General features: G+C 67.4%; 25 protein-coding genes. 8 read left to right on the top strand and 17 right to left on the bottom strand.

Features of this window, described 5'->3' with window-relative positions; translation table 11 throughout:
• Positions 1-85 precede the first annotated feature (85 nt).
• Entirely contained in the window at positions 86-904 is an 819-nt protein-coding gene (locus XINFAN_RS11545) for a sulfotransferase family protein (protein WP_124087016.1), read from the bottom strand.
• Positions 905-1,118: 214 nt separating this feature from the next.
• Here XINFAN_RS11545 and XINFAN_RS11540 point away from each other — a divergent pair, with 214 nt between their 5' ends.
• Positions 1,119-2,696, top strand: a complete 1,578-nt coding sequence (locus tag XINFAN_RS11540; RefSeq protein WP_124087015.1) for a DUF5928 domain-containing protein — start codon at positions 1,119-1,121, stop codon at positions 2,694-2,696.
• A 28-nt stretch (positions 2,697-2,724) separates the two neighbouring features.
• Positions 2,725-3,096, top strand: coding sequence for an HIT domain-containing protein (locus XINFAN_RS11535; RefSeq protein ID WP_124087014.1), 372 nt, complete (start codon positions 2,725-2,727; stop codon positions 3,094-3,096).
• Positions 3,097-3,162: 66 nt separating this feature from the next.
• Here XINFAN_RS11535 and XINFAN_RS11530 read toward each other — a convergent pair whose 3' ends face one another.
• The 10 genes from XINFAN_RS11530 to XINFAN_RS11485 all read right to left on the bottom strand — a co-directional run bounded on the left by XINFAN_RS11530 (position 3,163) and on the right by XINFAN_RS11485 (position 13,138).
• The gene (locus tag XINFAN_RS11530) at positions 3,163-3,489 is read right to left on the bottom strand and encodes a thiosulfate oxidation carrier complex protein SoxZ (protein ID WP_124087013.1); all 327 of its coding nucleotides are present in this window, start codon (positions 3,487-3,489) and stop codon (positions 3,163-3,165) included.
• A 12-nt stretch (positions 3,490-3,501) separates the two neighbouring features.
• Entirely contained in the window at positions 3,502-3,984 is a 483-nt protein-coding gene (locus XINFAN_RS11525) for a thiosulfate oxidation carrier protein SoxY (RefSeq protein ID WP_124087012.1), read from the bottom strand.
• Positions 3,968-5,290: an FAD-dependent oxidoreductase gene (locus tag XINFAN_RS11520; protein ID WP_199286410.1), complete on the bottom strand. Its 1,323-nt coding sequence runs from the start codon at positions 5,288-5,290 to the stop codon at positions 3,968-3,970. The genes XINFAN_RS11525 and XINFAN_RS11520 overlap by 17 nt, the downstream gene beginning before the upstream one ends.
• 5 nt (positions 5,291-5,295) lie before the next feature.
• Entirely contained in the window at positions 5,296-6,318 is a 1,023-nt protein-coding gene (locus tag XINFAN_RS11515) for a YeeE/YedE thiosulfate transporter family protein (RefSeq protein ID WP_124087011.1), read from the bottom strand.
• A 15-nt stretch (positions 6,319-6,333) separates the two neighbouring features.
• Entirely contained in the window at positions 6,334-7,614 is a 1,281-nt protein-coding gene (locus tag XINFAN_RS11510; protein ID WP_124087010.1) for an NAD(P)/FAD-dependent oxidoreductase, read from the bottom strand.
• A complete protein-coding gene (locus XINFAN_RS11505; protein WP_124087009.1) occupies positions 7,611-7,937 on the bottom strand; it encodes a c-type cytochrome in 327 nt (108 codons plus the stop codon). Before XINFAN_RS11505 ends, XINFAN_RS11510 begins: the two co-directional genes overlap by 4 nt.
• A gap of 224 nt (positions 7,938-8,161) precedes the next feature.
• Complete coding sequence (locus XINFAN_RS11500) at positions 8,162-9,466, bottom strand: 3-deoxy-D-manno-octulosonic acid transferase (RefSeq protein WP_124087008.1); 1,305 nt, start codon at positions 9,464-9,466, stop codon at positions 8,162-8,164.
• Positions 9,463-10,719: a 3-deoxy-D-manno-octulosonic acid transferase gene (locus tag XINFAN_RS11495; protein ID WP_160144603.1), complete on the bottom strand. Its 1,257-nt coding sequence runs from the start codon at positions 10,717-10,719 to the stop codon at positions 9,463-9,465. Before XINFAN_RS11495 ends, XINFAN_RS11500 begins: the two co-directional genes overlap by 4 nt.
• Before the next feature lie 799 nt (positions 10,720-11,518).
• Positions 11,519-11,833, bottom strand: a complete 315-nt coding sequence (locus XINFAN_RS11490) for a hypothetical protein (protein WP_124087006.1) — start codon at positions 11,831-11,833, stop codon at positions 11,519-11,521.
• A gap of 174 nt (positions 11,834-12,007) precedes the next feature.
• Positions 12,008-13,138: a hypothetical protein gene (locus XINFAN_RS11485; RefSeq protein ID WP_124087005.1), complete on the bottom strand. Its 1,131-nt coding sequence runs from the start codon at positions 13,136-13,138 to the stop codon at positions 12,008-12,010.
• 140 nt (positions 13,139-13,278) lie between these two features.
• On the opposite strand from XINFAN_RS11485, the gene lepA reads away from it, so the two are divergent.
• Complete coding sequence (gene lepA / locus XINFAN_RS11480) at positions 13,279-15,078, top strand: translation elongation factor 4 (RefSeq protein WP_199286409.1); 1,800 nt, start codon at positions 13,279-13,281, stop codon at positions 15,076-15,078.
• A gap of 259 nt (positions 15,079-15,337) precedes the next feature.
• Here the strand turns inward: lepA and XINFAN_RS11475 are convergent, their stop codons facing one another.
• The 3 genes from XINFAN_RS11475 to XINFAN_RS11465 are packed head-to-tail and all read right to left on the bottom strand — an operon-like array spanning position 15,338 to position 17,694.
• Positions 15,338-16,666, bottom strand: a complete 1,329-nt coding sequence (locus XINFAN_RS11475) for a sensor histidine kinase (protein WP_124087004.1) — start codon at positions 16,664-16,666, stop codon at positions 15,338-15,340.
• Positions 16,663-17,325, bottom strand: coding sequence for a response regulator transcription factor (locus tag XINFAN_RS11470; RefSeq protein ID WP_124087003.1), 663 nt, complete (start codon positions 17,323-17,325; stop codon positions 16,663-16,665). The genes XINFAN_RS11475 and XINFAN_RS11470 overlap by 4 nt, the downstream gene beginning before the upstream one ends.
• Positions 17,326-17,343: 18 nt before the next feature.
• Positions 17,344-17,694: a PepSY domain-containing protein gene (locus tag XINFAN_RS11465; protein ID WP_124087002.1), complete on the bottom strand. Its 351-nt coding sequence runs from the start codon at positions 17,692-17,694 to the stop codon at positions 17,344-17,346.
• Between the two features lie 112 nt (positions 17,695-17,806).
• Between XINFAN_RS11465 and XINFAN_RS11460 the strand changes: the two genes are divergently transcribed.
• From XINFAN_RS11460 to XINFAN_RS11445, 4 genes are all read left to right on the top strand, one after another.
• Entirely contained in the window at positions 17,807-18,055 is a 249-nt protein-coding gene (locus XINFAN_RS11460; RefSeq protein WP_124087001.1) for a PepSY domain-containing protein, read from the top strand.
• A gap of 31 nt (positions 18,056-18,086) precedes the next feature.
• Positions 18,087-18,653 (top strand): transferrin-binding protein-like solute binding protein, encoded by a 567-nt coding sequence (locus XINFAN_RS11455; RefSeq protein WP_124087000.1) that lies wholly within the window; start codon positions 18,087-18,089, stop codon positions 18,651-18,653.
• Positions 18,640-19,689 (top strand): hypothetical protein, encoded by a 1,050-nt coding sequence (locus XINFAN_RS11450; protein ID WP_124086999.1) that lies wholly within the window; start codon positions 18,640-18,642, stop codon positions 19,687-19,689. Before XINFAN_RS11455 ends, XINFAN_RS11450 begins: the two co-directional genes overlap by 14 nt.
• Before the next feature lie 106 nt (positions 19,690-19,795).
• On the top strand, positions 19,796-20,593 hold the full coding sequence (locus tag XINFAN_RS11445; RefSeq protein WP_124086998.1) for a calcium-binding protein: 798 nt from the start codon (positions 19,796-19,798) through the stop codon (positions 20,591-20,593).
• 539 nt (positions 20,594-21,132) lie between these two features.
• Here the strand turns inward: XINFAN_RS11445 and XINFAN_RS11440 are convergent.
• Both XINFAN_RS11440 and mgtE read right to left on the bottom strand, forming a co-directional pair.
• Positions 21,133-21,675 carry a 5-formyltetrahydrofolate cyclo-ligase gene (locus XINFAN_RS11440; protein WP_124086997.1) on the bottom strand — a complete coding sequence of 181 codons (543 nt, stop codon included), beginning with the start codon at positions 21,673-21,675 and terminating at the stop codon, positions 21,133-21,135.
• On the bottom strand, positions 21,672-23,042 hold the full coding sequence (mgtE, locus tag XINFAN_RS11435; protein WP_124086996.1) for a magnesium transporter: 1,371 nt from the start codon (positions 23,040-23,042) through the stop codon (positions 21,672-21,674). The genes XINFAN_RS11440 and mgtE overlap by 4 nt, the downstream gene beginning before the upstream one ends.
• 128 nt (positions 23,043-23,170) lie before the next feature.
• On the opposite strand from mgtE, the gene guaD reads away from it, so the two are divergent.
• Entirely contained in the window at positions 23,171-24,526 is a 1,356-nt protein-coding gene (guaD, locus tag XINFAN_RS11430) for a guanine deaminase (protein ID WP_124086995.1), read from the top strand.
• A gap of 21 nt (positions 24,527-24,547) precedes the next feature.
• Here the strand turns inward: guaD and XINFAN_RS11425 are convergent, their stop codons facing one another.
• Positions 24,548-26,281: a TniQ family protein gene (locus XINFAN_RS11425; protein WP_124086994.1), complete on the bottom strand. Its 1,734-nt coding sequence runs from the start codon at positions 26,279-26,281 to the stop codon at positions 24,548-24,550.
• Positions 26,282-26,394 lie beyond the last annotated feature (113 nt).

The following is a 26,394-nucleotide window of genomic DNA, read 5'->3' as shown; positions in this document are numbered from 1 at the left end:
TCGCGCAATCGGGTCGCGAAAGGGTAGCAGAAATGGCCGGTCCCTGCGCGGCGGCAGGGGGGAGACGACGGAAATCCGCCGGTCGTCAGTCGCCCAGCTTGGCGTGGATCTCGGCCAGGTCGACCGGGCCTTTCGGCATCTTGTTCGCCGGATTGTCGAAATCATAGCGGAACAGCTGGAAATCGCGTTTGTAGATTTCCCACATCAGATGCATCGACAGGTCGTCGAAATAATCCTCGACCGGGTGGAGGCGTTTCGGCCCGTGGCCCTCGCTTTCGTTGAAGCGCGGGATCGTGGCCAGATCCACCTTGTGGCGCGACTGTATGTTATCGAGCACCACCTGCATCCCCTCGTTGAACTTCTCGGTGAAGAAGATGTGGTCGTAGCGCCCGCCGTTGACGATGAAGGTCGAGATATGACCGGCCATCGCCGACCAGTGGATGTCGGGCTCCATCGGTTTGCGCCAGCGGATGGTGTCGCGGGCGAACAGAAGGAAGCGGCGGAACGACTTGATCTGGTCGAACTCCTGCTTGCCGTCCTCGCCGCCGACCTCGATCCCGTATTTCTGGATCAGAAGCGGCACCAGATTGCCGCGGTAGCGTTTGCCGTTGCGCTGGATGCCGCAGATCTTGTCGAAGAACGACGACAGGATCCTAGTGTAGGGGTTCCTCACGCAGGTGAAGGCATAGGATTTGTGGGACTTGACGTTCTTCTCGATCACCGGCTGGCTGGCCTCGATCGCCCATTTGTGCATGCCGGCGGTGGCGTCGTGGATGTCGCCGTCGAAGAACCTGCCGTGATCGGAAAAGAACATGATCTGGCCGATGGTCGAGCAGGCGCATTTTGGCACCACGCGGTAGACCACGCTTTCACTTTCCGTCATCCAGGTGCCCGGAAATCCCATACCACTCACCCTTGCCTCTGAACCGGAGCGTTCGCCGCCCCTCTTATCCGACCCGGCGAAAAGAGCAAAGAAATCCGGCCTTTTCAAGGAAGCATGATGCGATTTATCACAGAGGGCGGGTTATCGGGGCACGGGGCGCTGGCCTGACCCTTCGGGTTCTGACATAGCTTGAGCGGGATCCCGGGGCCGCAGGCCCCCCCGGGTGCGGAGCAATATGGCGAAGATTGCCTATATCCTTCTGTGTCACAAGGACCCGGCCGGGATCATCGCCCAGGCCGAGCGGCTGACGGCCGCCGGAGACTGCATCGCGATCCATTTCGACGCCCGCGCGAAGACCAGCGATTACGACCAGATCCGCAGCGCGCTGAAGGACAATCCGTCGGTCGTCTTCGCGAAAAAGCGGCTGAAATGCGGATGGGGGGAATGGAGCCTCGTCGGCGCCACGCTTCAGGCGGTGCGCGCCGCGGTCGATGCCTTCCCGCGCGCCACGCATTTCTACATGCTCTCGGGCGACTGCATGCCGATCAAATCGGCCGAATACGCCCATGCCTTTCTTGAGCGCGAGGATGTCGATTACATCGAGAGCTTCGATTTCTTCCGTTCCGACTGGATCAAGACCGGGATCAGGGAAGAGCGGCTGATCTACCGCCACTGGTTCAACGAACGCAGCAACAAGGCTTGGTTCTACCGCTCGATGGAATGGCAGCGCAGGCTGGGGCTGGATCGCAGGATCCCCGCCGATCTGGCGATGCAGATCGGCAGCCAGTGGTGGTGCCTGCGCCGCCGCACGGTGGAGGCGATTCTCGATTTCATCCGCCGCCGCCGCGACGTGATGCGCTTCTTCCGCACCACCTGGATTCCGGACGAGACCTTCTTCCAGACCATCACCCGCCATCTGGTGCCGGAAAACGAGATCCGCAGCCGGACGCTGACCTTCCTGATGTTCACCGATTACGGCATGCCGGTGACCTTCTACAACGACCATTACGACCTGCTTTTAAGCCAGGATTATCTGTTCGCGCGCAAGATCAGCCCCGATGCGGCGGAACTGAAACAGCGGCTCGGCGACCTTTACGCGGTGCGCGGGCGGCGGTTCCGCATCTCGGACGAGGGGCGCAGCCTGTTTCGCTTCCTCTCGGGCCGCGGCCGGGTGGGGCGGCGCTTCGCGCCCAGGTTCTGGGAAACCGAGACCAGCCTCGGGCGCGAACGCACGCTGATGATGGTCACCTGCAAGAAATGGCACGTCGCCAAGCGCCTTGTGGAGCGGGTGCGCAACGTGACCGGCCTGCCGGCGGTGGACTACCTGTTCAACGAGGCGGGGACGCCGCTCCCGGACCTCGGCGGCATCCAGTCCACCCTGGAAAAGCGCACCCGCCACCGCCGGGCGCTGGTCAGGATGCTTTACGACTACTGGAACACCGACCGGCTGGTGTTCTGCATCGACCCGGCCTCGATCGACCTGATGCAGGATTTCTACAACGACAAGGCGCAGGTGCGTCTCCTGGAGATCGACTGCGAGTTTACCGACGATTATCTGATCGGCCATGCGAAACGGGTGGGGCTGGCGGGCGAGGGCAGCCCGCCCGAGACGCTGGCGCGGCTGCTGCCCACCATCCGCTACGACGTGAAATTCGAGAGCGACCGGCTGCGGGAGAACAATTTCCCCGGCTTCTGCCGCATCCGCCAGAGCGCCACGCCGGAAGAAAATGCGAAACCGCTCGCCGCCTTTCTCGGCGTGCCCGAGGCGCAGGCGCACGAGATCGCCGCCACCTCCTATCTTTTCGTGGACTGACCGTCCCCCTGCCTGACCGGAGCAAGACATGGCCTGGAGCTACGACCCGCAGAACATCTTCGCCCGCATCCTGCGCGGCGAGATCCCCAACAAGACCGTGGCCGAAAGCGCGCATACGCTGGTGTTTCACGATATCGCGCCCCATGCGCCGGTGCATGTGCTGGCGATCCCGAAAGGGGCTTATGTCAATTTCGACCATTTCGCCGCCGAGGCGAGCGAGGCCGAGATCGTCGACTTTCACCGCACCGTGGCGGGGGTGATCGCGGATCTGGGGCTTTCGGGTTCTGACGGCTATCGCGCGATCACCAATGCGGGCGCGCATGGCATGCAGGAGGTGCCGCATTATCACCTGCATATCCTCGGCGGCCGGGTGCTGGGGCGTCTGGTCGAAAAGGCGTGAGACGCGCCGGAATTTTGCAAAATTCCGGGCCGGTTTCTTTGAAGAAACCGGCGCCCTGCGGCGGCGTCAGGAAAGGGTGATGGTCTTTTCGGCCTCGGCGAAGATGCCGCTTGCGTCGGACCAGACCATCTTCAGCACCCCGCTTTCGCGGGCCCTGAAGGTGAACTCGATATAGGGGTTCTGCGCCACCGCGGTCTCGGGCTGCCAGTCGAGCAGCAGCGCCTCGTTCAGCCGGGCCTCGAACCGCTCCAGCGTGTCGCGCGGGATCGGATTGCCGGCCTCGTCCTGCCGCAACCCGCTTTCCATCACATGGACGACCTGGGCGCGGACGCGGACGATCTCGTCTTTCGCGGGGGCCTCGTTGCTGATCCAGATCCGGGGGGGATTTGCCATTCTCGCCTCGCCTTACAATCCGCAGCCGCCGGCGGCGACGGTGATCTGCTGGCGGGCCTCAAGGATCCGCCCGTCGCTCATCCGCGCCAGCGCCCGGACGTGCATCGTCTCGATCAGCCGCAGCCGCACCGCCACATCCGCCGAACCGCTTGCCGCGGTGAAACGGAAGCGGCAGGCCAGCGGCATCGGATTGCGCTCGGCCAGCACGATCAGCTCCTCGCACCACAACTCATCGGTGATCGCCTCGGTCACATGCACCCGCACCGGCACCGCCGCGGGGTTGTCGCCGAGCGCGGGCAGGTCGAGCGCGAGGCCCTCCGGCAAGGCCGTGGCCTCCCCGAGGAAATCCGCCGCGATCCGGTCGGATTCCCTGCTGTCGGGCTGCGCGGATGCGCTGCTGGTCTGCGCCTGCGCGCGGCCCAAAACGAGGCCCGCGCCAAGCGCGGCCCCCGCCACCAGCACCCTGCGCCGGGTCAGGTCAGCGCAGGAAGTCATTGAACATGCCATCGACCCAGACAAAATCTTCCTCCAGCAGATCGGGGGTGCGCACGTCGATGTCGATCTGGTTCTGATGCACCAGCCCGTCCGAGCCCACCGAATAGGTGAACTCGACCGAGATCGCCTCGCGCGGATCGCCGTTCACCAGCATGTAGCACAGGTTGTCGGGCAGTTCCGCCACCACCTCCTGGCCGCGCACCCTCTGGCCGATATTCGCCGCCACGATCTTCGCGATGTAGTTCGCGACATGGCCCGATTTCGGATAATGCCCGAAATGCGGCGAGATTGCCCCCATGGAATCGCCGACGATATACACGTCTTCGTCTGCGTTCGCGTGGAACAGCCGGGGGTTCATATCGGCCCAGCCGGTGGATTTGCCGTCCTCGGTCGTGCCGATCAGATCGGCGTAGAACACCATTTCCGAGGCCTGGTGCGGCGGCATGATCACCGCATCGTCGAAGTCGAAATCCCCGGCCTCGGTCATGATCCGTTTGTTCCAGGGATCGAATTCCTTCACCTTCGCATTCGGCACATGGGTGATGATGTCGGGGTAAAGCTCGTCGAAGGCCGCCTTGTAGCCCGCGCCGATCGGGGCGATCTTCGGCTTCGGATCGAGGATCAGGATCTTCGCCGGGATGTTGTTCACCTTGAAATGCCAGGCCATCAGGCAGGCGCGCTCATAGGGCGAGGGCGGGCAGCGGTGCGGCGGCGGCGGCAGGGTCATCACCACGGTGCCGCCCTTGAAATTCTTCAGCTTGTTCTTCAGCGCCAGATGTTCGGCATTGGGGATATAGGCCGAGGGGAAATGCGTCCGGGTGTATTCCGCCGCCGCCGCATCGTCGCCGAACCAGGCGTCATAGGCGTTGCGGATACCCCCGGCGAGGATCAGGAAATCGTAATCCACCGCGCCTTTCGAGGTGCGCACCAGCTTTTTGTCGCGCTCGATGGCGGTGACTTCGCATTGCACCAGATGGTAGCCCCATTTCGCCGCCGGATGCAGCAGGTCCTGGGTCAGGAAGGCAGTGTCCACCACGTCGATCAGCCATTTGTTCGACATCGGGCAGGACCAGAACACCGGATTGCGCTCCAGCACGACGATATCGGCCTCGGGCAGTTCCTCGCGCAGATGGCGCGCGGCGGAAAGCCCGCCCCAGCCTCCGCCGCAGATCACGATCCGCGGGCCCTTGCCCGCGCGCGGCAGAAGGATGGTTTCCGGGGTGAGGGCCGAAGGGGCGGCAAGGGCTCCGGTGGCGAGCAGGGCCAGAGACGGGGCTCCGACAAGAAGGCTGCGGCGACGGATCATGGGATTTACCTTCCGGTGTTCGGTTGGCGTAAAATGACCAGCCCGAGTGCAAGACCGGCGAGAATGCCGAGGAATGCGACCAGACTGGCCAGCGAGAGTGTCGAGACACCCGTCAAACCTTGCCCGATGGAACATCCCATTGCAAGAACGCCGCCGAACCCCATGAATATTCCGCCAATGGCGGCAAAAAGAGAATGTCGTCCCGAGCCGAAGGTTTCCAGCGTGAAGCTGCGGGTGATCAGGGCGACCGCGAAAGCCCCGGCGATGGTGCCGCCGACCACCGCCAGCGCAAAGCCCGCCTCGCGCCCGGTGGCCAGCATCAGCCACAAGAGCCCCTCGCCAACGGGGGCGATGAAGCTGAGCGAATTCAGCAGTTTCGGGTCGAACGGGTCGTCGGTGGCAAAGACGATCCACCAGCCCGCGATCACGCAAAGCCCGACAACCGTGGCTGCCAGCGCCTCGACGGGGGCGCGGCGGATCAGCGGCCAGGCGAAAGCCGAGAGCGCCAGCGCGGGCACCCCCGCCGCAATCGCCAGCGCCGCCCCGCGCGGCAATACCGAGGCGAAAGCGTCGGTCAGCGTCAGCCATTGCGGCGTGATCACCCCCAGTTGCAGCGCCTGACGCAAGGGGAGCAGCACGCCGGTGAGGCTGGCCTGGGCCGCGAGCCCAAGGCACAAAAGCACCAGCAGCGAGCGCAGATTGCCGCCCGCGAACAGCACCAGCGAGCGGGCGCCGCAGGCATTGGCCATCACCATGCCGAGCCCGAAGATCGCCCCCCCGAGCGCGAGGCCGAGCACAGGGAACTGCCCTCGCAAAGGCAGCGAGGCCGACAGATCCGTGAGCCCCGCGAGGTTCAGGATCTGGGTGCCCGGGATCGCCACCGCGAGCGCCAGCGCGAAGGCGCGAAGGGCAGAGAGATCGCCCCCGCCCATCACCCCTTTCATGCCGCGCAGCAGGCAGAACCGCCCCGCCCGTGCCGCGGCGCCGAACACCGCGCCGAGGATCAGGCCCAGAAAGACTGCGCTCATCTTCTTACCCCGCCGTTACACCGTCCCCCATGTATCGGCGCTGATCGAGGCATACCAGCCCGCGCCATAGGTCGCCTCGGCCCGGCGGAAGGCCTCATCGGCTTCCAGCGGGCTGACCCCGCCCGAGCCCTCGCGCTCGGCCAGTTTCTCGCCGTCGAAGTAATAGACCCCGGCGACCGAGATCCCGTAATCCGGGCCGATCAGGCTGTAGCAGGTGTTGACGAAACTGGCAGGCGGCGGCTCTTGCCCCGCCAGGTCCGCGGTGATCGCGGCGGCGGCGACCTTGCCCTGCGCATTGGCGCAGAAGCCCGATTTCGGCATTGGGGCGGCGATGGTGGCGTCGCCCACCACATAGATGCCCCCGACCTGGGCCGATTCAAAGGTGTTCCCGTTGACCGGCACCCAGCCGGTCTCATTGGTGACGCCCGCGCGGTCGGCGATCCAGCCCGCCTTTTGCGGCGGCACCACGTTCAGGACATCGGCCTTGTGGGTCACGCCGAAGGCGCTCTCGACGGTCAGCGCGCCGGCGTCGACCCGGGCCACCTTGCCGTCGTTGTCGGCGCTGATCCATTCGATCATATCGCCGTAAAGCGCCTCCCAGCCCTGGCGGAACAGGCCCTGTTTCGAGAAGGTCTCCTTGCTGTCGAGCAGCAGGATTTTCGACTTCGGCTTGTTGGTCTTCAGGTAATGGGCGACCATCGAGGCGCGCTCGTAAGGCCCCGGCGGGCAGCGGAAGGCGCCATCGGTGATCGACATGACGAAAGTGCCGCCGTCCGCCATCGCCTCAAGCTGCGCCTTCAGAAGCTGGGTTTGCGGCCCGGCCTTCCAGGCATGGGGGGCAAGCTCCGCCGCCGCCTCGTCATAGCCTTCCAGCGCGCCCCAGCGGATGTCGATGCCCGGCGACAGCACCAGCCGGTCGTACTCCAGCACCGCCCCGTCCGAAAGCGTCACCTTGCGCGCGGTGGCGTCGATGTCTTCGGCGCTGGCATGGACGACCCCGATCCCCTCGGATCGGATGGCGTCATAGCCGTGGGTGATGCTCTCCCAGGTTCTCAGCCCCCCAAGGTAAAGGTTCGAGAACGGGCAGGTGACGAACTGCGTCGCGGGTTCCACCAGGGTGATGCGCAGTCCGGGGTTGTAGCGGCGCAGGTAGCGCGCGGCCGTCGCGCCGCCGAAGCCGCCGCCGACCACCACCACATGGGCCGCGGCGCCTTGCGCCTTAACGAGGCCCGGCAGCGCCAGCGTGAGGCCGGCGCCGATCCCGGTCAGAGCCGTTCTGCGAGTGATCCTGTTCATTGGCCGGCCTCCGAGAAATAGCGGGCGAGTGCCGCGATCTGCGCGTCGTCATAGCCTTTCATATGCCGCGTCATCACCGTGGTGCCGGGCGGCGGCGCATCGCGAAAGGCGGTCAGCTTTTCGACCAGCCGCGCCTCGGACAATCCGCTCAGCGAGGGGATCGCGCCGGGTGAGCGCCCGTCCGGCCCGTGGCAGCTTGCGCAGGGCGCGGCCAGCACGGCATCGGCGAGATCGGGGGCATCGGCGAAAGCAGCGGCAGGCAGCAGCGCCAGCGCCAGGGCGGGCAAAAGCCGGCGCGGCGGGATCTTGTGGCGGGGTGTCACGGGATTCGTCCTCCTGGCTGAACAGGCTTGGGGGGCAGGCGGCGTTTGCGGCGCCCGACAGGCGGATTTTTGCAATCCCGCCGGGGTCGGGCAAGGAAATTACGACCAGATTTGTCGATCAAGGATAGCCGCCTGCCCAGGGGCGCAGCCGTGGAACAGGGTGCGCCCCGGCATCGCCCTTGTGGAACGATGTTTTGTTGAGCGCCGGATATAGGAATATCTTCTCAGCCGCTGCGCCCGATCACACGGTCGATGGCGGCGAGGGTGCGGCGGCTGCCGCCTGCATGCTCGCTCAGGAAGGCGGCGATCCGGTCGCCTGTGCCGTCGGCCGGCTGCGCCAGGGCTCCGGCCAGCGCGGCGCTGTCGGGCAGGCTGCGGGCGACTCCGGCGGCCTCGGCCTCGGTGAAGGGATATTCGATGGTCCAGGTCCAGGAGCCGGTCAGCACCGGCTTTCCCATCATCAGCGGCTCGATCACGTTATGCGCGCCGCGCGGGTTGAACCCGCCGCCCACCACCACCCGGTCGGCCAGCGCGAGGTAGAAGAACATCTCGCCAAGGCTGTCGCCGAGCAGCACGTCCTCATCGCCCGCCGGGGCGATCCTGAGGTCCGCAAGGCCCTCCGGCCCCGGGCCGAGTGCTGTGCTGCGGCGGAGGACCTTCAGCCCCGCGGCCTCCAGCCCGGCGGCGACGGCATCGAAACGCTCGGGCGCGCGCGGGACATAGACGAAAAGCGGGCCGCCGGGGCGGCAGAGCGCGCGGATGGTGTCGAGATAGAGCGCCTCCTCGGCCTCGACGCCGCTTGCAATGGCGATCACCTCGCGCGTCCCCGCAAGCCGCGGGCGCAGCCGCGCCGCGGCCTCGGGCTGTCCGGGCGGCACCGGCTGGTCGAAGCGCAACTCGCCGGTGACGGTGATGTTTTCCAGCCCGACCGACGCAAAGCGCCGCGCCTGGAGGCCGGATTTGACGAACGCCCCGGCAAAGCCCCGGATCACCCGCTGGCGCAGCCGCAGCCCCCGGCTGTCGCGCGCCAGCGAAGGGGCCGGGTATTGCGCGTTGCACATGTAGAGCGGCACACCGGCGGCGCGGGCGCCGAAGATCATCGCGGGCCAGATCTCGACCTCCAGCGTCAGGCCGATCACCGGGCGGCAGGCGCGGAAGAAGCGGCGCCAGCACCAGCGCATGTCGAAGGGCACCCAGACCGCGGCCAGCTGGCCCGAGGCGATCTCGGCCGCGAAGAGCCGCGCGGATTCGCGCCGCCCGGCGGGGGTGAAATGCGTGAGCACCACCTTGTCGCCGCGATCGAGGCACAGCCGGATCAGCGCCGTGGCCGAGCGCGTCTCGCCAAGGCTGACGGCATGGAACCAGATCGCGCCCATCGGCAGCGGGCGGCGGTAAAAGCCGAAGCGCTCGGCCAGAGAGGCGCGGTAGAGCGGATCCTTTGCGCCCCGGCGCCACAGGTAGATCAGCACCACCGGCAGGAGCGGTATCCAGAGCAGCCGCCAGGCGAGAAGGAACAGGGTCAGGATCATGTCGTCAGGGCCAGAAGGTCGCGGGCAAGCGGGCGCAGCCGGGCGCGGGCGGCCTCGACCAGGGCCCGGGCGCGGGTGCGGATGTCGGTGGCGGGCGCGCGCAGGGCGTTGGCCGCCTCGCCGGGGGTGATGAGCCGGGCGAGGCCAGCCTCGTGCAACCCGGCGTAATCGGCGGCGAAATTCCGGGTGTCGGGGCCGTGCAGCACCGGCAGGCCGAGGCAGACCGCCTCCCAGGGGTTGTGGCCGCCCAGGGACCCGAAAGAGCCGCCGATGAAGGCGGTCTCGCCCAGCCGATACCAGAGGCCGAGTTCGCCGAAACTGTCCGCCAGCCAGACCTGGGCGTCCGGCCCCGGGAACTCGCCCCGGCTGCGGCGGGCGAAACGCAGCCCGGCGGCGGTCAGCGCGGCGGCGATCTGATCGGCGCGGTCGGGCAGGCGGGGGGCAAGGATCATCAGCCGCGCGGGGTCGTCTTGCGCGAGCGCGGCCTGCGCCTGGATCACCACCGCCTCGTCCGCCGCATGGGTCGAGGCGGCGACCCAGACCTTCCGCCCCGCCAGCGCCGCGCGCGCCCGCGCCAGTTCGGCGGGATCGGCGCCCAGAGGCTCGGCGGCGGGTTTCAGCGAACCATCCACCTGCACCGCGCGCGCGCCAAGGTCGCGCAGATGCCGCGCGGTGGCCTCGTCCTGGGCCGAGATCAGCGCAAACCGCGCCAGCGTGTCGCGATAAAGCCCGCGGGCGCGGGCGCGCTTGCGGTGGCTTTCCGCGTTCATCCGCGCGTTCACCCAGGCCAGCGGGATGCCGCGCAGGGCGGTGTCGTGGATCACCCCGGGCCAGAGATCCTGCTCGGACCAGACCGACAGCGCGGGCCGCCAGTGGTCGAGGAAGCGCGCCACGAAATCCGGCCCGTCGAGCGGCAGAAACTGATGTACGCAGCCCGGCGGCAGATTGGCGCCGATCACCCGGGCCGAGGACCGCGCGGTCGAGGTGATCAGGAAATGCAGATCCGGCGCCTCGGCCCGCATCTGAGCGATCAGCGGGCGCAGCGCCAGCACCTCGCCCAGACCTACGGCATGCAGCCAGACCAGACGGCCGGGCGGGCGGGGCAGCGTCGCCTCGCCTCGCTTCTCGCCGACGCGGGCGGGGTCCTCCTTGCCGCGCGCGAGACGGCGTTCGAGGACCCGGCGCATCACGGGCTGGAGCAGCGGACGCAGCCCCAGCCAGAGCCGCAACTGCCAGCCTTTCGGCGCGCTCATGCCCGGCCTCCGGGCGTGTCGCAACGGGGGGGGCATAGCCGGTGCGCAAGGGCGAAACCGGCCAGGTCATCCCCGACAGGGCGGTGAGACCGCCTGCCGATGGCAAAGCGGCGGGAGAGATCCTGCCGGAATGCCGCAACTGCCAGCCGGTCTGGCCGGAGAAATCCGCCTGCCGAGGGACGGGCGCGCGCATATGGCCGGCGGCTCTCATGCCGGGCGCGCGTCCGGCGGCCGGTCAGCCCCAAAGCCGCGCCGGAGGCGGGGGCGAAGCGGGTGAGGGCCGCGAAATCGGCGATGAAGATGCGCGGGATATGGGCGGGGAAGGTGAAACCCGCTTTCAGATTAAGCGAGAGGGCGGCCTCGGGAAGCCCGTGGCCGGTGGCCGCGCCGATCCGCAGCCCGCCAGGAGCGCCAGGATCGGAAGGGGCGGATGCGGGGGCCATGATACTCGCGCGGGTAAGGAAAATCCGGCCCCAGAACTGGCACAACCGGCGCGGTTTAGCCAGATCATGCGTGTGGGGGGCTGGAAGAGGAAGCGCCGTGCGCTTGCGGGGAAAGCTCCGTGACGATATCCCGTCGCCGCTGTTTGCCCGCGCCCGAACCAGGGTAAAGGTCCACCCCCCGGGGCAGGGGAGGACGCCGGTCAGGATGGCCTTTCATCGTCCAGGAAAGGGTGGTTTCCAGACCCCATGGGCCCCCGTCGCCGCGAAGGATCAGGGCTGTTCTCCGCCTCCGCGCGGGCGGATCAGAGCCGTTGCGCAGAAGGCAGGCCGGGCGCTGCGCCCGGCCGAAGCGGTGATCAGCCGCCGCAATAGGCCTCGGCCATGGCGCCGAACTGCTTGTAGCGGTCCCAGAAAGCGTCATCGGCGGGCTTTTGCGAGATCCAGACCGTATGCGCCAGATCGGGGTCGCGGAAGAATTTGGCGGCGCGGCGCTGGTCGCCGCCCTTCAGCGTCATGTCGGCCACCTGCTGGATGCAGCCGCAGAGCGCGCGGCTCGCCGCCTCGCGGCCCGAGCGCATGCAGGCCGATTCTATCGGGCCCGCAAAAGTCATCGAAGCGGTGGAAAACAGCACAGCGGCGGCCAATGCCGCGGAAACGAAAGATTTCTTCATGATCTGCCTCTTGTGCCGGGGCGGGGTTACCCTCCGCCTTGCGGTCATTTTTGTGGCAACAATTCTTCCAGAAATCGCCGGTTTTTTCAATGCCGCACCGCGGCCAGGCAGGGAATCGCCGGGGCCACAACGGCCAGGGGAGCCGCGGGGCCGCACCCCCTGGATGGGCGCGGATCACGCGTCGGGCAGCGGCCGCCAGCTTTCGATCCGCCAGGCCGGGGCGGGGCGGATCTCGATCCCGGCGGGGTGGTTGATTCGCCCGGAGCGCACCCGGGCGCAGCCCGGCAGGCAGGCGGTGTCGTAGCCCGCCGCTCCGAAGGCGTGATACAGCGCATCGTCCAGCCCGAGCAGATCGGGCGCGGCAAACCCGGAGAGGTCGATCCTCTCCAGCACCGCATCGAGCCCGGCCGGCGCCACGTCGAGGATGATCCGGCGCTCGCGGTAGCTCAGGCCCGGCAGCCGGTCCAGCTCTGCCTGACCCTCGGTGGGGGGCGGCGCCTCGACCGGCAGATCCATCGGCCAGGATTTCTGCACCCGGACCTCGCCCCCGGCATCCCCGAGCCAGCCGAGCCCGATCCGTTGCAGCGCCGCTTCGGCCTCGCGTTCGGCCTCGTAGGATGCAGCGCCAGAGTCGTAGGGCAACAGTTCGGCGGGCAGGGTGACAGAGATCTGCGCCGGGCTGTCGTCGCGCGGCAGCGGGGTTTCGGCGCCGGGAACCGCGAACCAGCGGTCGGGATCGGCGGCAATCGCGGCATGGGCGGCCAGATAGCTGTCGTGGTTCTGGTAATGGCCGGTGACATGTTCGACGGCGATTCCGGGCGGCGGATCAATCCCGTAAAGCCTGCCGAGGCCGCTTTCGGTTCCCGCGAACCCGCCCCGGCAGCTTTCCTCGGGGCAGTAGAACTGCCGCAGCGTCACCCCGTCGCGCAACAGGGCGCCCACCTCGATCTGCGGCTTTGCCGGGTCGGGGGCGGCGGCGAAGATCCCTCCCTCGCGCCCCTCCTGCATATACCAGAGGTCGGGGGCGATGGCGCGGATTGCGGTGGGGTCGGTCACGAGGCGCGGCCCCCGTCCGGTGACCAGATCGCCGAGGATCAGGGCATAGCCCCCCTCCGCCGGATCGGCACCTTCCAGCATGTCGACCCGCCCCGCCACCGTTTCGCCGACGAAGACCAGCCGCGCGAAATCGACCGCGCCATGAACCAGCCGGCCCGCCAGCCAGAGATTCACCGCCGCCGTGATCGCGCCTCCGATCAGGATTGCGCCCAGAAGCGCGAGCAGCATTTTCACCTGCGATTTCGGCATGTTTTCTCCGCAGCCGTCCCGATCTTGCCGCCTTGTCGCCGGCCCTCTGGCTGCGGCCAAGGCTAAACCACGAAAATCCGCTCCGCCACCCTGCGGCCCCCTCTTCCCGGCAACCCCGCTTCCGGCTATATCCGCTGCCCATGACCCAGCTTGACCTGATCCGCAACTTCTCGATCGTCGCCCATATCGACCACGGGAAATCCACCCTCGCCGACCGGCTCATCCAGATGACCGGCACCGTGGCCGAGCGCGATATGAAATCGCAGCTGCTCGACTCGATGGATATCGAGCGCGAGAGGGGGATCACGATCAAGGCCAACTCGGTCAGGATCGAATATCCGGCGAAGGACGGGCAGACCTATGTCCTGAACCTGATCGACACCCCCGGCCATGTCGATTTCGCCTATGAGGTGTCGCGCTCGATGCGCGCGGTCGAGGGATCGCTCCTGGTGGTGGATGCAAGTCAGGGCGTCGAGGCCCAGACCCTTGCCAATGTCTATCAGGCGCTGGACGCCGGGCATGAGATCGTGCCGGTGCTGAACAAGATCGACCTGCCCGCCGCCGACCCCGAGCGGGTGAAGGCGAATATCGAGGATGTGATCGGGCTGGACGCATCCGATGCGATCCCGATCTCGGCCAAGTCGGGGATGGGCATCCCCGATGTGCTGGAGGCCATCGTCACCCGCCTGCCCGCCCCGAAAGGCGAGCGTGACGCGCCCTTGAAGGCGATGCTGGTCGATTCATGGTATGACAGCTACCTCGGCGTGGTGGTGATGATCCGCGTGATGGACGGCGTGATCAAAAAGGGCGAGCGCATCCGTATGATGCAGACCGGCGCGGTCTATCCGATCGACCGGCTGGCGGTGCTGAAACCCAAGATGACCGACATCGCCGAGCTTGGCCCGGGCGAGATCGGCGTCTTCACCGCCTCGATCAAACAGGTGCGCGACACCCGGGTCGGCGATACCGTCACCCATGAGCGCAAACCCTGCGAGCAGCCGCTGCCGGGGTTCAAACCCGCCCAGCCGGTGGTGTTCTGCGGGTTGTTCCCGGTGGATGCCAATGATTTCGAGGCGCTGCGCGACGCGATCGAGAAACTGGCGCTGAATGACGCCTCGTTCAGCTACGAGATGGAGACCTCGGCGGCGCTTGGGTTTGGCTTCCGCTGCGGCTTCCTCGGCCTTCTGCATCTGGAAGTGATCCGCGAGCGGCTGGAGCGCGAGTTCGACCTCGACCTGATCACCACCGCGCCCTCGGTCGTGTTCAAGCTGCATATGAAAGACGGCGAGGTGCGCGATCTGCACAACCCCGCCGATATGCCCGACCTCACTTACGTCGACCATATCGAGGAGCCGCGCATCAAGGCGACGATCATGGTGCCGGACGAATACCTCGGCGATATCCTGAAACTCTGCCAGGACCGGCGCGGCATTCAGCTGAACCTGACCTATGCCGGGCCGCGCGCGATGGTGGAATACGATCTGCCGCTGGCGGAAGTCGTGTTCGACTTCTACGACCGGCTGAAATCGGTGACCAAGGGCTATGCGTCCTTCGACTACCAGCTGTCGGAATACCGCGAGGATTTCCTCGTGAAAATGTCGATCCTCGTCAATGATGAGCCGGTGGATGCGCTTTCCATCATGGTGCATCGCGACCGTGCCGAGGCGCGCGGCCGGGTGATGGTCGAAAAGCTGAAAGAGCTGATCCCGCGCCATATGTTCAAGATCCCGATCCAGGCCGCCATCGGTGCCCGGGTGATCGCGCGCGAGACGCTTTCCGCCATGCGCAAGGACGTGACCGCGAAATGCTACGGCGGCGACGCGACCAGGAAGCGCAAACTTCTGGAGAAGCAGAAGGAAGGCAAGAAGAAGATGCGCCAGTTCGGCAAGGTGGAAATCCCGCAGACCGCCTTCATCAACGCGCTGAAGATGGACAACTGAGCGTCGGGGTCTGCCGTCCCAGGTGGGCCGCATTCCCGATGCGTCCGGTGGCATCGGTTTCCGCCCGGCTTCGGGCGGCAGCTTTCCCGGGGGGCCTCGTGCGTCCCCGCTCTCCCGTCCGGGGTGAGATGCCGCTGTGACCGGGGCGGGGACGCGATCATGCGGGCCCCTGCTGCGCCGGTTCCTCGCGCTGAACGGGGGAGGGCGTCTGTGGCCTGTGCTGGTCCGCCTCTTTTGACCCGGTGGGACGCTCAGGCTCTTACCCGCGCGGCAGTTCAAGCGTTGCGGCGAAGCCGGGGTTCAGGTTGGTCAGCCGCAGTTCTCCGCCCGCCGCATCCATGATGTCCTGCGCCAGCGCGAGGCCGAGGCCGGTGCCGCCGCTGTCCAGCCGCACCCCGCGAAGCAGCAGCGCCTCGATCATGTCCGCGGGCACGCCGGGGCCGTCGTCGCGGATTTCAAGCCGCAGGCGGGCGCCCTCGGCCACGGCGCGGAACCAGACCCGGGTCCGCGCGTGGCGCATGGCGTTCTCGGCCACGCTGCCGACGGCCTCGGTCAGATCCTGCGGGTCGATCCGCGCCAGCAGGTCCTCGGGCACATCGACGGTGATCGCGATCTCTTCGCCGCGGGCGGTGCGGCGCAGGACCGAGACGATCCTCGCCACCACCCGGGCCAGCGCGGCGGTGCCCTCGGCGCCGATCCGCGCGCGGCCAAGCTCGCGGTCAAGCTGGCCGGTGATCGCGCCTGCGATCTCTTCGACCGCATCGGCGGCTCCGACCTCGCCGCGCGCGCGCAGCCCCGCTGTCACCCCGAGCAGCGCCTGTATCGGCGTCTTCAGCGTATGCGCCAGATCGGCGGCACGGTTGCGGGCGCGGGCGATGCGGCGGTCGCGCTCGTCCATCAGCCGGTCGACCGCGGTGGCCAGCGGGCGCAGCTCGCGCGGCATGTCGTGCCCCAGCCGGCTGCGCCGCCCGCTTTCCAGCGCCTCGATGTCGCGGCCGATGCGGGCGAAAGTGCGCAGCCCGAGCGCCACCTGCACCACCGAGGCGAGGATCAGGAACAGCCCGAGCGCGACCATGAACGGCAGCACGTCGCGCACAAACAGCCCGCGCGCCTCTTTGAACCGGGCAAGGCTGGTGGCGACGGTGATCCTGACCGGCGCGTCGCCCGGCCCGACAAGGATCACCCGGTCGAGGATCAGCAACTGCTGCCCGTCGGGGCCCGGGGCCTCCAGGATCCTGACCTCTGCGCCCGCGGGCGGAGTTTCGGGAACGGCGAGGATCTGATCCCACAAGGATTGCGAGCGCCAGATCCGGCCGCCGAAGCCGATCTGCCAGTATTGGCCGGAATAGGCCTTCTGATAGCCGGGATCGCCCCCGGCGGTTTCGGCCGGCGGGGCGGGGGCCGCGCGGCTGGTGAACCCTGCGATCAGCGCACCGGCGCGGGTTTCCAGGTCCTGGGTGGCCAGACGGATGGCCTGGCGCTCGAACAGCAGCGTCAGCCCAAGCGCCGAGAGCGCCAGCACCGGCACGATGGTGGCCAGCGCCGCCAGCAGCAGCCGGAGCCGGATCGAGCCGCCGCGCTCTTTCACGATGCGGTTTCCAAATAATAGCCGAAGCCGCGCCTCGTGCCGATGATGCCGGGGCCGGTCTTGCGGCGCAGCCGGGCGATCACCGCCTCAAGCGCGTTGGCCTCGCGCGCATCGTCGTCGCCGTAAAGCTGTTCCAGCAGTTCCGGGGGCGTCACCACCCGCGCCCCGGCATGGGCGAGGCACATCAGCACCCGCCATTCCAGCGGCGTCAGGTTGAGCAGTCGCCCGTCGACCGAGGCGGTCTGGCGGTTCATGTCAAGGACCAGCCGGTCGAGCTTCTGCACCGGATTGATGCGCCCCGAGGCGCGGCGGATCAGCGCGCGGGCGCGGGCGACCAGTTCCTCCATGCGAAACGGTTTGGGCAGGTAGTCGTCGGCCCCGGCGTCGATGCCCTCGACCCGCTCGGTCCAGCTTCCGCGCGCGGTCAGGATCAGCACCGGCATGTCGCGCCCCTCGGCCCGCCAGCGTTTCAGCACCGTCAGCCCGTCGAGCCGCGGCAGGCCGAGATCCAGGATCACCAGGTCGTAATCCTCGGTGCCGCCGCGAAACCAGGCCTCGTCGCCGTCCGCCACCTGTTCTGGGAGAAAGCCGGCACGGGTCAGCGCCGCGGCCAGATCGGCCGCGATACGGGGATCGTCCTCGACGATCAGGCAGCGCATCGGCGCCCCCGGCCCGGGTCAGTCATCCTCGTCTTCCTCAAGCTGCAACAGCCGGCCGGTGGCGGCGTCGATCTCGACCTCGATCAGCCGCCCGTCGGGCGAGATCAGGTCGATTTCGTAGATCAGAACGCCCTCCTCGATCTCAAGCTGTATTTCGATCAGCTCGCCCGTGACATGGGCGCGCAGCACGTCCAGCACCTGATCGAGCGGCAGGATCTCGCCCCGCAGCACGGCGGCGCGGGCGAAACCGGCGTCCAGCCCGTCCTCGAACTCGACCGGAGGAAGCGCCGCGGCCTCCTGGGCCGGGGCGGGCCGGGGCAGGGCCGCCGCCAGCGCAAGACAGAAAAGAAGGCGGGCAGGGCCGGTCATGGTTCCGTGGGTAGCACGGCGGCGCTGACATTTCGCTGACAAATGCCGTCAGTCCCACGTCAGGGCCGGGGCGCGATAAGGGCGCATCCCGATTCAGGAAGGAGTGTTCCCCATGATCCGTATCCCCGCTGCGACCCTCGCGCTGATCTGCCTCGCGGCACCGGCCCTCGCGCAGCAAAAGCCGGTCCGCGCCCTGTCGGCCACGGTGCTGGATTTTGAAAGCCGCGGCTATGTGGTGCGCAGCGCCGAGGACGACGGCCGCACCCATGAGGTCGAGGCGATCTCGCCCCAGGGCGCGCGGGTCGAGGCCATCATCGAGGCCGCGACCGGCGAGGTGCTCAGCGAACGCGCCGACGACTGAGCCGCCCCCCATCACAAGGAAAGACACCAGGATGCTTCTGTTCAGATCTCTTACGCTCATTGCCTCTGCCGCCGCGCTTTCCGCCTGCGCGGGCGGAGGCTCGGACAGCCCCGCCGCCGAATATGCCGCCGATTCCGCGCGCGGTGCCGGGCTGGTCGTCCAGACCGACAGGCTTGCCCCCACGCCTGCGGGCGCGATGCCCGCGCGCGGCTCGGCCGAATATGAGGGCATCGTCGGTATGGCCTTTGGCGCTGCGCCCGCCTCGCTGGCCTCGGCGCAGATGATCGGCGAGCTCGACCTGCGCGCCAATTTCGCCAGCGGCACGATCACCGGCGAGCTGGACGATTTCAACACCAGCTCCGGCCAGGAAATGCACGGCACGCTGCGGCTGAGCGGCGGTCAGATCGCCGGATCCGGGTTCACCGCCGATATCGACGGCCGCCTGACCGGCCCGGCGGGCGCCCCCGGCAATGTCAGCGGCGCCATCGACGGCGATTTCCTCGGCGCCGGGGCGGATGCGCTGGCGGGCACCGGCACCGCGACCAGCGATGCGGGCAGGCTCGGCCTGATCTTCCGGGGGGTCCGTGACTTCGACTAAAAGGCGTCTTCTGGGGCTCGCGCTTGCGCTCTGGCTGCCGCTGGCGGCGCAGGCGCAGGACGCGGGCCTCGCCTTGCAGGAAGGGTTTCCCGATCTCGCGCTGTTCGCGCTCAGCCGGGCCGGGGGAGAGATCTCGCCCGGGGGCCATGCGCTGTTGCGCGAACAGGGCTTCCTGCACGTGCCTGCCGGGCCGGGGATAAAGCCTCTGTCGCGGGGCCAGTCGCTGGTGCCGGTGCTGCGCCATGTGCCGAACGTCAACGATGGCCTGCCCGCGGACAGTTTCGTGCTTGGCGGGCTGGAATTCAGCGTCAGCGAGGACGCCCGGGCGAAGGATGCCGTGCTGTTCGGCCTGCGCTACACGCGCTGGCAGACCTTCACCTATGCGCCCGCCGCGCGGCTGACGCTGGCGGGCAGCATCACCGCCGAGGCCGAGCCGACCTATGGTTTCCACCGGCTGGACCTGTCGCTGCGCGCCTGCGCCGAACAGCCGGCCGCCCGCTGGAGCTGGTTCGATCTGTGCCTTCAGGCCGGGCGCGAGGACGACAGCCTGTCTGTCAGCCGCCACCTGAGCGCGACGCTCGGCCCCCGGATGCTGTTCGCGAGCCGTCTGGGCCTGCACCGGCTGGTGCTGGCGCCCGGGCGCGAAAGCCTGGACGGCGACCAGCGGGCCGTCGTGCAGGCCTCGCTCGCCACGCTTGCGGCGGGGGGTGGCCTCTGGACGCTGCGCGCGGGGGGCGGAGAGGAAATTCCCGGCCGCAACCTCGTGCTCCGCTCGTTCGGGATCGGCTGGGCCGGGCAGATCGGCGGGCACCGCATCGGCCTTTCTGCCAGCCGCGAGACGACCGGCGGCGGCGCCTTCTTCGGCCAGCCGCGCGAGGACCGGGTGACGCGGCTCAACCTCTCGGTGCCCGTCGGCAGGCTGGAGCTGGGCGGCTTCGCCGAACGCCGCCGTTCGACGATCGCGGCTTATGACGGCACCGATTTCGGGATGACGATCGGCTTTCGGGTCGATCTGCTCGCCGGCCGGTCTTTCTGACGTTTCGCTGACAGGGCCGGTCAGCCTGCTGTCAGCGGCAGGATTCCATTCTTCGGAAAGGGTGGAATCACCTTCGGTATGGAATGTGCAGCAAAGGAGTAAGGGTATGATCCGCAAGAATGGCACACAAAGGGCGGAAACGCTTGAGGGCACCGGGCTTGCCGACTGGCTGGCGGGTCTGGGCGGCGATGACCGGATCTTCGGTCTCCTCGGCGACGACAGCCTGTCGGGCGGCGAGGGCCGCGACCAGCTTTACGGCGGCGACGGGCGCGACACCCTGTCGGGCGACGAGGGCAACGACTCGCTCTGGGGCGGCAACGGCGACGACCAGCTTTTCGGCGGCGCGGGTGCGGATGAACTGGAGGGCGGCGCGGGCAACGATCTGCTGCGCGGCGGCGAGGGCAACGACGAACTCGATGGCGGCAGCGGCGACGACCGTCTGTTCGGCGAGGCGGGCCATGACGAGATCGACGGCGGCGCCGGCAACGATCTGCTGGACGGCGGCGCGGGCAATGACGAACTGGATGGCGGCAGCGGCCATGACCGGCTGCTCGGCGGTGCGGGCAACGACGAACTCGACGGCGGCGCAGGCAACGACCGGCTGGAAGGCGGCGAGGGCCGCGACCAGCTGGAAGGGGGCCGGGGCAACGACATCCTGCTGGGCGGCAGCGGCGCCGATATCTTCGGCTTCGAGCGCGGCGACGGGCATGACATCATCCTCGATTTCGAGGATGGCCAGGACCGGATCGAACTGGATGACATGAGCCGCGCGCAGGTCCGCCAGATCATCTCCGGGGCGCAGCAGGACGGGGCGGATGTCGTGCTGTTCCTGCCCGACAATGGCAGCGTGACCTTGCAGAACATGCTGCTCTCGCAGCTCGACACCAACGACTTCCTGTTCTGAGGCAACCGCGTTCCGGCGGCGGGGGAGGGATCTCCCGCCCCGAAATCGCGTTTGCGGTCAGCCCCCGGGGCCGCGCTTTGCGGAGGCGTGGCTCTGCGGTTGCCCGAAACCGGCCATCCCCGCCCCGATCTGCCGGTCGGGCCCCGGGTGGTTTCGGGAGGGTTCGCATCCTCGCAGGCTATGCCGGCGGCAGGGCGCGGCTTTGCGCTGACCATGCCCCGGCGACCGCCCGTGCGATGCGCCTTCAGCGGATCTCTGGCCGGGGATCAGGCAGCCTGCGCCGTCCGCCCTCCGGGAGCGATCCCCACGCGCGCAGCCTGCCAGCTGCGACGGCACGCCGTTCAGTGCGGATGGAAGTCATCCCGGAACCGCCCTCCTGTGGCATCTCCGGCCGGGGCGCTGAATGCCGTTTGACCAGCCGCATGCTGCCCGAAGGGCCGCAGATGGCGAAAGACGGACCCGGCCGCTCGGGGCGGGGGGCTCTGCACTCCTGACAAGGGCTGGGGTGATCTGCCGCGCCGGGGCCGGACGGCTCCCGGTCAGAACAGCCGCACGCCCTGTTCGGTCACCACCGCATCCAGCCGCTGATCGGTGGGCTCGATCGGGACCCCCGCCATCTCCTGGGCGGCGAAGGCGAAGCCCACGGCCAGGGTGGGGCGGCGGGCGCGCAGCAGCTCCAGCGTGCGGTCGTAGAAACCGCCGCCATAGCCCAGCCGGTAGCCGCGCCCGTCGAAGGCCAGCAGCGGCACGATCACCACCTCGGGCTCCAGCCAGGCGCCCTCGGCCGGGACCAGCGCCTTGAACGTGCCCTCGACCAGCGCGCAGCCCGGCGACCATTCGCGGAAGCGAAGCGGCTGATCGCGGCCCGGGATCACCGGCACGCCTACCGGCCCCTGATGCGCGGCCATGGCGGGCAGCGGGTCGATCTCGCTGCGCATCGGCATATAGCCCGACAGCACCTTGCCGCGATGCGGCGCCAGGAAATCCGCCAGCAGTTCCGCCGCCTGGCCCTGGCCCTTCGCATGGGCCGCCTCGCGCGCGGCGAAGGCCGCCGCCCGTGCCGCCGATTTCACGTCTTTCATAGCAGGATCACCGTCGCCAGCCCCAGGAATGCGAAGAAGCCCATCACATCGGTCAGTGTCGTCACGAAGGTCCCCGACGCAAGCGCGGGGTCCAGCCCGAACCGCTCCAGCGTGAGCGGCACCACCACGCCGCCAAGCGCGGCGACGATCTGGTTCACGATCATCGCCATGCCCAGCACCACACCGATGTGGTAATCGCCGAAGATCAGCGTTCCGGCGAGGCCGAGGATCGCCGCCAGGCCGACGCCGTTCAGAATGCCCGCGAACAACTCGCGCCGCACCACCCGCGCGGCGTTGGATCGGGTCAGGTCGCGGGTCGCAAGGGCGCGCACCGCCACCGCCAGTGACTGGGTTCCCGCGATCCCGCCGGTCGAGGCGACGATCGGCATCAGCGCCGCCAGCACCACGATCTGGGCGATGGTGGCCTCGAACTGGCCGATCACCAGCGCCGAGAGCGAGGCGGTGAACAGATTCACCACGAGCCAGGGCAGACGCTGGCGCGCGGTGGCCACCGGCCCGTCCGAGATCGAGCTTTCGTCGCCCACCCCGGCGAGGCGCAGCATGTCCTCTTCGTGTTCCTCGTCCAGCACGTTCATCGCATCGTCGATGGTGATGACGCCGACCAGGCGCCCGTTCTCGTCCACCACCGGGCAGGAGATCAGGTGATACTGGTTGAAGATATAGGCCACATTGGCCTCTTCGTCGGTGGCTTTCACCGTGCGGAAACTGTCCTCGACGATCTCTTTCAGCGGCGTCTCGCGCGCGGCCGAGAGGATGCGGCCAAGCGTGACATAGCCCACCGGCTTCATCCGCGGATCGGTCAGGATCACATGGTAGAACTGGTCGGGCAGCCATTCGGCGCCGCGCAGAAAGTCGATCGCCTCGCCCACCTTCCAGTGTTCGGGCGCCACCACCACCTCGCGCTGCATCAGACGGCCGGCGGAATATTCGGGATAGGCCAGCGCCTGTTCCACCGCCACCCGGTCGGCGTCTTCCAGCGCATCGAGGATCTTTTCCTGCGCCGGCTCGTCCAGGTCTTCGAGGATGTCGACCACGTCGTCGGTGTCGAGCTCGCGCACCGCCTCGGCCACCACCTCGTCCGGCAGCGATTCGATCACCTGTTCGCGGATCGATTCGTCGATCTCGGAAAGCACGTCGCCGTCGATCCCGCCATGCCAGAGCGCCAGCAGATCCGCGCGCTCGGAGGGGGAGATCTGTTCCAGAAGGTCAGCGATATCGGCTGCGTGCAAAGGGTCGAGCAGCACATCCAGCGCCGCGGCATCGCGCGCCTCCACCGCTGCCAGCACCGCCGTCAGGCGCTCGGCGGCGATGTCTTCCTCGTCCCGTTCGGCGGCCGTTTCCTTCATGCTGGCTCCATGTTCCGGGGGTTCGCCAGAGCTTACCGGATGCCGTTTGCGACAAACAGGGGGCAGCGGCGGATTTCCTTTCGCGTTTCAGGGTTTATTGTAACATCCCTGAGACGAGAGGACGGGCGATGGATCTTCTGCTGGGACAGGTGCTGAGTTACACGGGCGATCCTTTCGCTCTGGGCGAGGCGGCTGCGCGCCATCTGACCCGGGGCGCGGTGCTGGTGGATGCGGGCCGCATCACCCAGGTGGGCGAGGCGGCGGATCTGCGCGCGCGCCACCCTCAGGCGCGGATTCACGACTACGGTTCGGCGCTGATCTCGGCCGGGTTCGTCGATGCCCATGCGCATTACCCGCAGACCGCGATCATCGCCTCCTGGGGGAAGCGGCTGATCGACTGGCTGAACCTTTATACCTTCCCCGAGGAGATGAGGTTTTCCGACCCGGCCTATGCCGATGAGATCGCCGGGCGCTACCTGGATCTGGTGGTCGCGAACGGCACCACCACGGTATGTTCCTATACGACGATCCATCCGGCCTCGGTCGATGCGATCTTTTCGGCGGCGCGGGCGCGGGGGATGCGGGTCTTCGCCGGCAAGACCTGCATGGACCGCAACGCGCCCGAGGGGCTGCGGGATACCGCCGGGTCAGCCTATGACGATTCGAAGCGCCTGCTCGAGAAATGGCATGGCCAGGACCGGCTGTCCTATGTGATCACGCCGCGGTTCTCGCCGACTTCGACGCCCGAACAGCTTGCCGCGCTCGGGGCCTTGTGGCGCGAATACCCCGATTGCCTGATGCAGACCCATCTGTCGGAACAGACCGACGAAATCGCCTGGGTGAAGGATCTGTTCCCGCAATCGCGCGACTATCTCGACACTTACGAGGCCCAGGGCCTTTTGCGCGAGGGGGCGGTCTATGGCCATGCGATCTGGCTGACCGACCGCGAGAAGGCCCGGCTGGCCGAGGCGGGGGCGGCGGTGGTGCATTGTCCGACCTCGAACACGTTCATCGGTTCGGGCCTGTTCGACATGGGTCTGGCGCGGCAGGTGCGGGTGGGGCTGGCGAGCGACACCGGCGGCGGCTCGTCGTTTTCCATGCTGCGCACCATGGCCGCCGCCTATGAGGTGGCGCAGCTGCGGGGGCAGGCGCTGCATCCGGCGCAGCTCTGGTGGCTGGCGACCCAGGGCTCGGCCCGCGCTTTGCGGGCCGAAGACCGGATCGGCAATATCGCCCCGGGGATGGAGGCCGATCTGGCGGTGATCGACCTCGCCTCGACCCCGGCCATCGCGCAAGCGGCGGCGCGGGCGGAAACCCTGTGGCAGCAGCTTTTCCCGACGATCATGATGGGCGACGACCGCGCGGTGAAGGCGGTCTGGATCGGAGGAAAGCGGGCGGGGCAAGCCCGGATGCCCGGGTTGCTGCCAGAAAAAGGAGAAGTCTGCGCAAACGAAAGCAATAGCATGCGCAAGCCCGTCAAGTGAAATCGGGCTGCCTGCCCAAATTCATTCCAGAATATAGGCAACCGCCGCCCGGTCATAGATCCGGGCGCTCCCCTTGACCGGAGCAATCCCTTCGTCTTCCAGCCTTGCCGTCAGCACATCCCAAGCGAGGCCAGCCCTGACCCCGAGACTGCGAAAACTGATATAGTTCTCCAGAAAGGCTTTCCTGTCCCCGGTTGAGAGCCGTGACTGGGCACCGCCTCTTGGCCCCTTGACCCTGCGATGCGGCAAATCGTTCCGACGATAGAACGTTACGAGTTCCGTTGTGCGAAGTCCCAGACCCGCCGCGAAGGCCTCCATGGAAATCGCCTCATCCTCCTGGCCAAGATGCCCAAGGTTGACCAGAACTGAAGCGAAGCCTGTCTTCGGAACATATTTTCCGATCCTCAGGAACCGGCCACGTTGGATGTCGCCGATCAATTGCGGCAAGCTCAGCCTTAGCCGCTTTGCCGCCTCGCTCAGGCTGCACCAGTCATGCATCGCGACATAGACAGGCTCGGCGCCGACCAGCAGACCGTCCACCAGGTCCTGCGCCGCCAGCGGGTCAAAGCGGCCACTCTGACCGACCACAACCAGCCCATCGTGCTCCAGTTCAGCGAACTGGCGCGCACTCAACGACAGCGCCGCACAGAAGGCGCCCCGTTCCAGCCCGTTGTTGAGCCGAGCAAGCGCTTCTTTCACATCCGCAAATCCAAAAATCTGCCAGCCCTCAGGCTGATCCAACGAAACCGTTGTCCCGTCCCGCTGAAGCTCCTCAAGGACCTGCTCCCTGTGAACCCCCAGAAGCGCCGCGGCCGAGCTGAGCGACATCCGGTAACGCCGCAAGACAGGCTCACCAAGGACCTCGTCGCCGGGCGCGAGCGGCCAGGTCGCAAGAATGTGCGACCGAAGGTGCTCCCGGAATGCCCACAAACCCTCAGGACACGGGTCGCTTGCCAACAGGTCATGCAGACCACCGAAGATTTTTCGGGGCCCCATCTCAGGGCACCCCATCAGGCCCTGGAGTTCGGACAGAGAACGCGACAAGGCTTCCGCGCCCCGAACACAGAGCGAAAAACCAACGTCGAGTGGCCACCAGGCACGATCAGGCTGCAACTTCCGGGATTTGGGAATCCGCGTCGCGATTGCAGCCCGGCCGAGTTCAGCGCAGAACGAAGATACAGAGACGAGATCAAACCCGTCCAGCCAGACGTCCTGGTCGGAGGTCTCGTCCAGCCTGGCCGCGACCCATAGTTCGAAACTGGTCGGTTCCCTCGTCTCTTCGGCACAAAGCTCCGAGAGATCGACCCCTTGGATTCGCATCGATACATCGAAGATATCCAGCGAACGCGGCCCTGACCAAAGCTCGACCAGTGGCCGGCCGTGCTGCGCGCATATGGATATGAACGGAAGCATCCAGATCCCCTGGATCGCAGGAGCGATCTGCAGGCATTCCGGGCAGCCCCGAACCACACTGCTATCCATTGCCGAGGATGGGAACGCTTCCTGTCTGAACCAGGACGTATTGCGTCCGATCAATGGCGTGTTCTGACGCAACTGAACGAGACCAATGCCGGAAATATCAGCCAGAACTTCCAGATCCTCGTCCTGGCCTCCGAGCAGGCCACTTACCGAAATGCCCATATCTTGAAGGAACTCACGAAACTGAACCCCGTTGGAGTGAGCAAGCCGCGAGGCAACCGAGGTAGCCGTTTCACCGGGAATTTCGTGGATCGAGAGAGGTAGATGCGCCATCATCGTCGCATAGCTGAGCTACTCCCCGATCCTTGGACAGTTTTCGAGGATGTTTAAGCTACTGCCTGCGCCTGCTGGTCGGTTTCGATGCTGTTGAAGTAGACCACGGCGGGCGG

The organism is Pseudogemmobacter humi, assembly GCF_900609055.1.
GTDB lineage: Bacteria > Pseudomonadota > Alphaproteobacteria > Rhodobacterales > Rhodobacteraceae > Pseudogemmobacter > Pseudogemmobacter humi.
The sequence above is the reverse complement of the archived record's forward strand: the minus strand, read 5'-3'. Positions and strand labels throughout refer to the sequence as shown.

Bases quoted from the DNA above. Each gene is read 5' to 3' on its own strand.
- XINFAN_RS11545 (WP_124087016.1), bottom strand. From the start codon at position 904: ATGGGATTTCCGGGCACCTGGATGACGGAAAGTGAAAGCGTGGTCTAC.
- XINFAN_RS11540 (WP_124087015.1), top strand. From the start codon at position 1,119: ATGGCGAAGATTGCCTATATCCTTCTGTGTCACAAGGACCCGGCCGGG.
- XINFAN_RS11535 (WP_124087014.1), top strand. From the start codon at position 2,725: ATGGCCTGGAGCTACGACCCGCAGAACATCTTCGCCCGCATCCTGCGC.
- XINFAN_RS11530 (WP_124087013.1), bottom strand. From the start codon at position 3,489: ATGGCAAATCCCCCCCGGATCTGGATCAGCAACGAGGCCCCCGCGAAA.
- XINFAN_RS11525 (WP_124087012.1), bottom strand. From the start codon at position 3,984: ATGACTTCCTGCGCTGACCTGACCCGGCGCAGGGTGCTGGTGGCGGGG.
- XINFAN_RS11520 (WP_199286410.1), bottom strand. From the start codon at position 5,290: ATGATCCGTCGCCGCAGCCTTCTTGTCGGAGCCCCGTCTCTGGCCCTG.
- XINFAN_RS11515 (WP_124087011.1), bottom strand. From the start codon at position 6,318: ATGAGCGCAGTCTTTCTGGGCCTGATCCTCGGCGCGGTGTTCGGCGCC.
- XINFAN_RS11510 (WP_124087010.1), bottom strand. From the start codon at position 7,614: ATGAACAGGATCACTCGCAGAACGGCTCTGACCGGGATCGGCGCCGGC.
- XINFAN_RS11500 (WP_124087008.1), bottom strand. From the start codon at position 9,466: ATGATCCTGACCCTGTTCCTTCTCGCCTGGCGGCTGCTCTGGATACCG.
- XINFAN_RS11495 (WP_160144603.1), bottom strand. From the start codon at position 10,719: ATGAGCGCGCCGAAAGGCTGGCAGTTGCGGCTCTGGCTGGGGCTGCGT.
- XINFAN_RS11490 (WP_124087006.1), bottom strand. From the start codon at position 11,833: ATGAAGAAATCTTTCGTTTCCGCGGCATTGGCCGCCGCTGTGCTGTTT.
- XINFAN_RS11485 (WP_124087005.1), bottom strand. From the start codon at position 13,138: ATGCCGAAATCGCAGGTGAAAATGCTGCTCGCGCTTCTGGGCGCAATC.
- lepA (WP_199286409.1), top strand. From the start codon at position 13,279: ATGACCCAGCTTGACCTGATCCGCAACTTCTCGATCGTCGCCCATATC.
- XINFAN_RS11470 (WP_124087003.1), bottom strand. From the start codon at position 17,325: ATGCGCTGCCTGATCGTCGAGGACGATCCCCGTATCGCGGCCGATCTG.
- XINFAN_RS11465 (WP_124087002.1), bottom strand. From the start codon at position 17,694: ATGACCGGCCCTGCCCGCCTTCTTTTCTGTCTTGCGCTGGCGGCGGCC.
- XINFAN_RS11460 (WP_124087001.1), top strand. From the start codon at position 17,807: ATGATCCGTATCCCCGCTGCGACCCTCGCGCTGATCTGCCTCGCGGCA.
- XINFAN_RS11455 (WP_124087000.1), top strand. From the start codon at position 18,087: ATGCTTCTGTTCAGATCTCTTACGCTCATTGCCTCTGCCGCCGCGCTT.
- XINFAN_RS11445 (WP_124086998.1), top strand. From the start codon at position 19,796: ATGATCCGCAAGAATGGCACACAAAGGGCGGAAACGCTTGAGGGCACC.
- XINFAN_RS11440 (WP_124086997.1), bottom strand. From the start codon at position 21,675: ATGAAAGACGTGAAATCGGCGGCACGGGCGGCGGCCTTCGCCGCGCGC.
- mgtE (WP_124086996.1), bottom strand. From the start codon at position 23,042: ATGAAGGAAACGGCCGCCGAACGGGACGAGGAAGACATCGCCGCCGAG.
- guaD (WP_124086995.1), top strand. From the start codon at position 23,171: ATGGATCTTCTGCTGGGACAGGTGCTGAGTTACACGGGCGATCCTTTC.
- XINFAN_RS11425 (WP_124086994.1), bottom strand. From the start codon at position 26,281: ATGATGGCGCATCTACCTCTCTCGATCCACGAAATTCCCGGTGAAACG.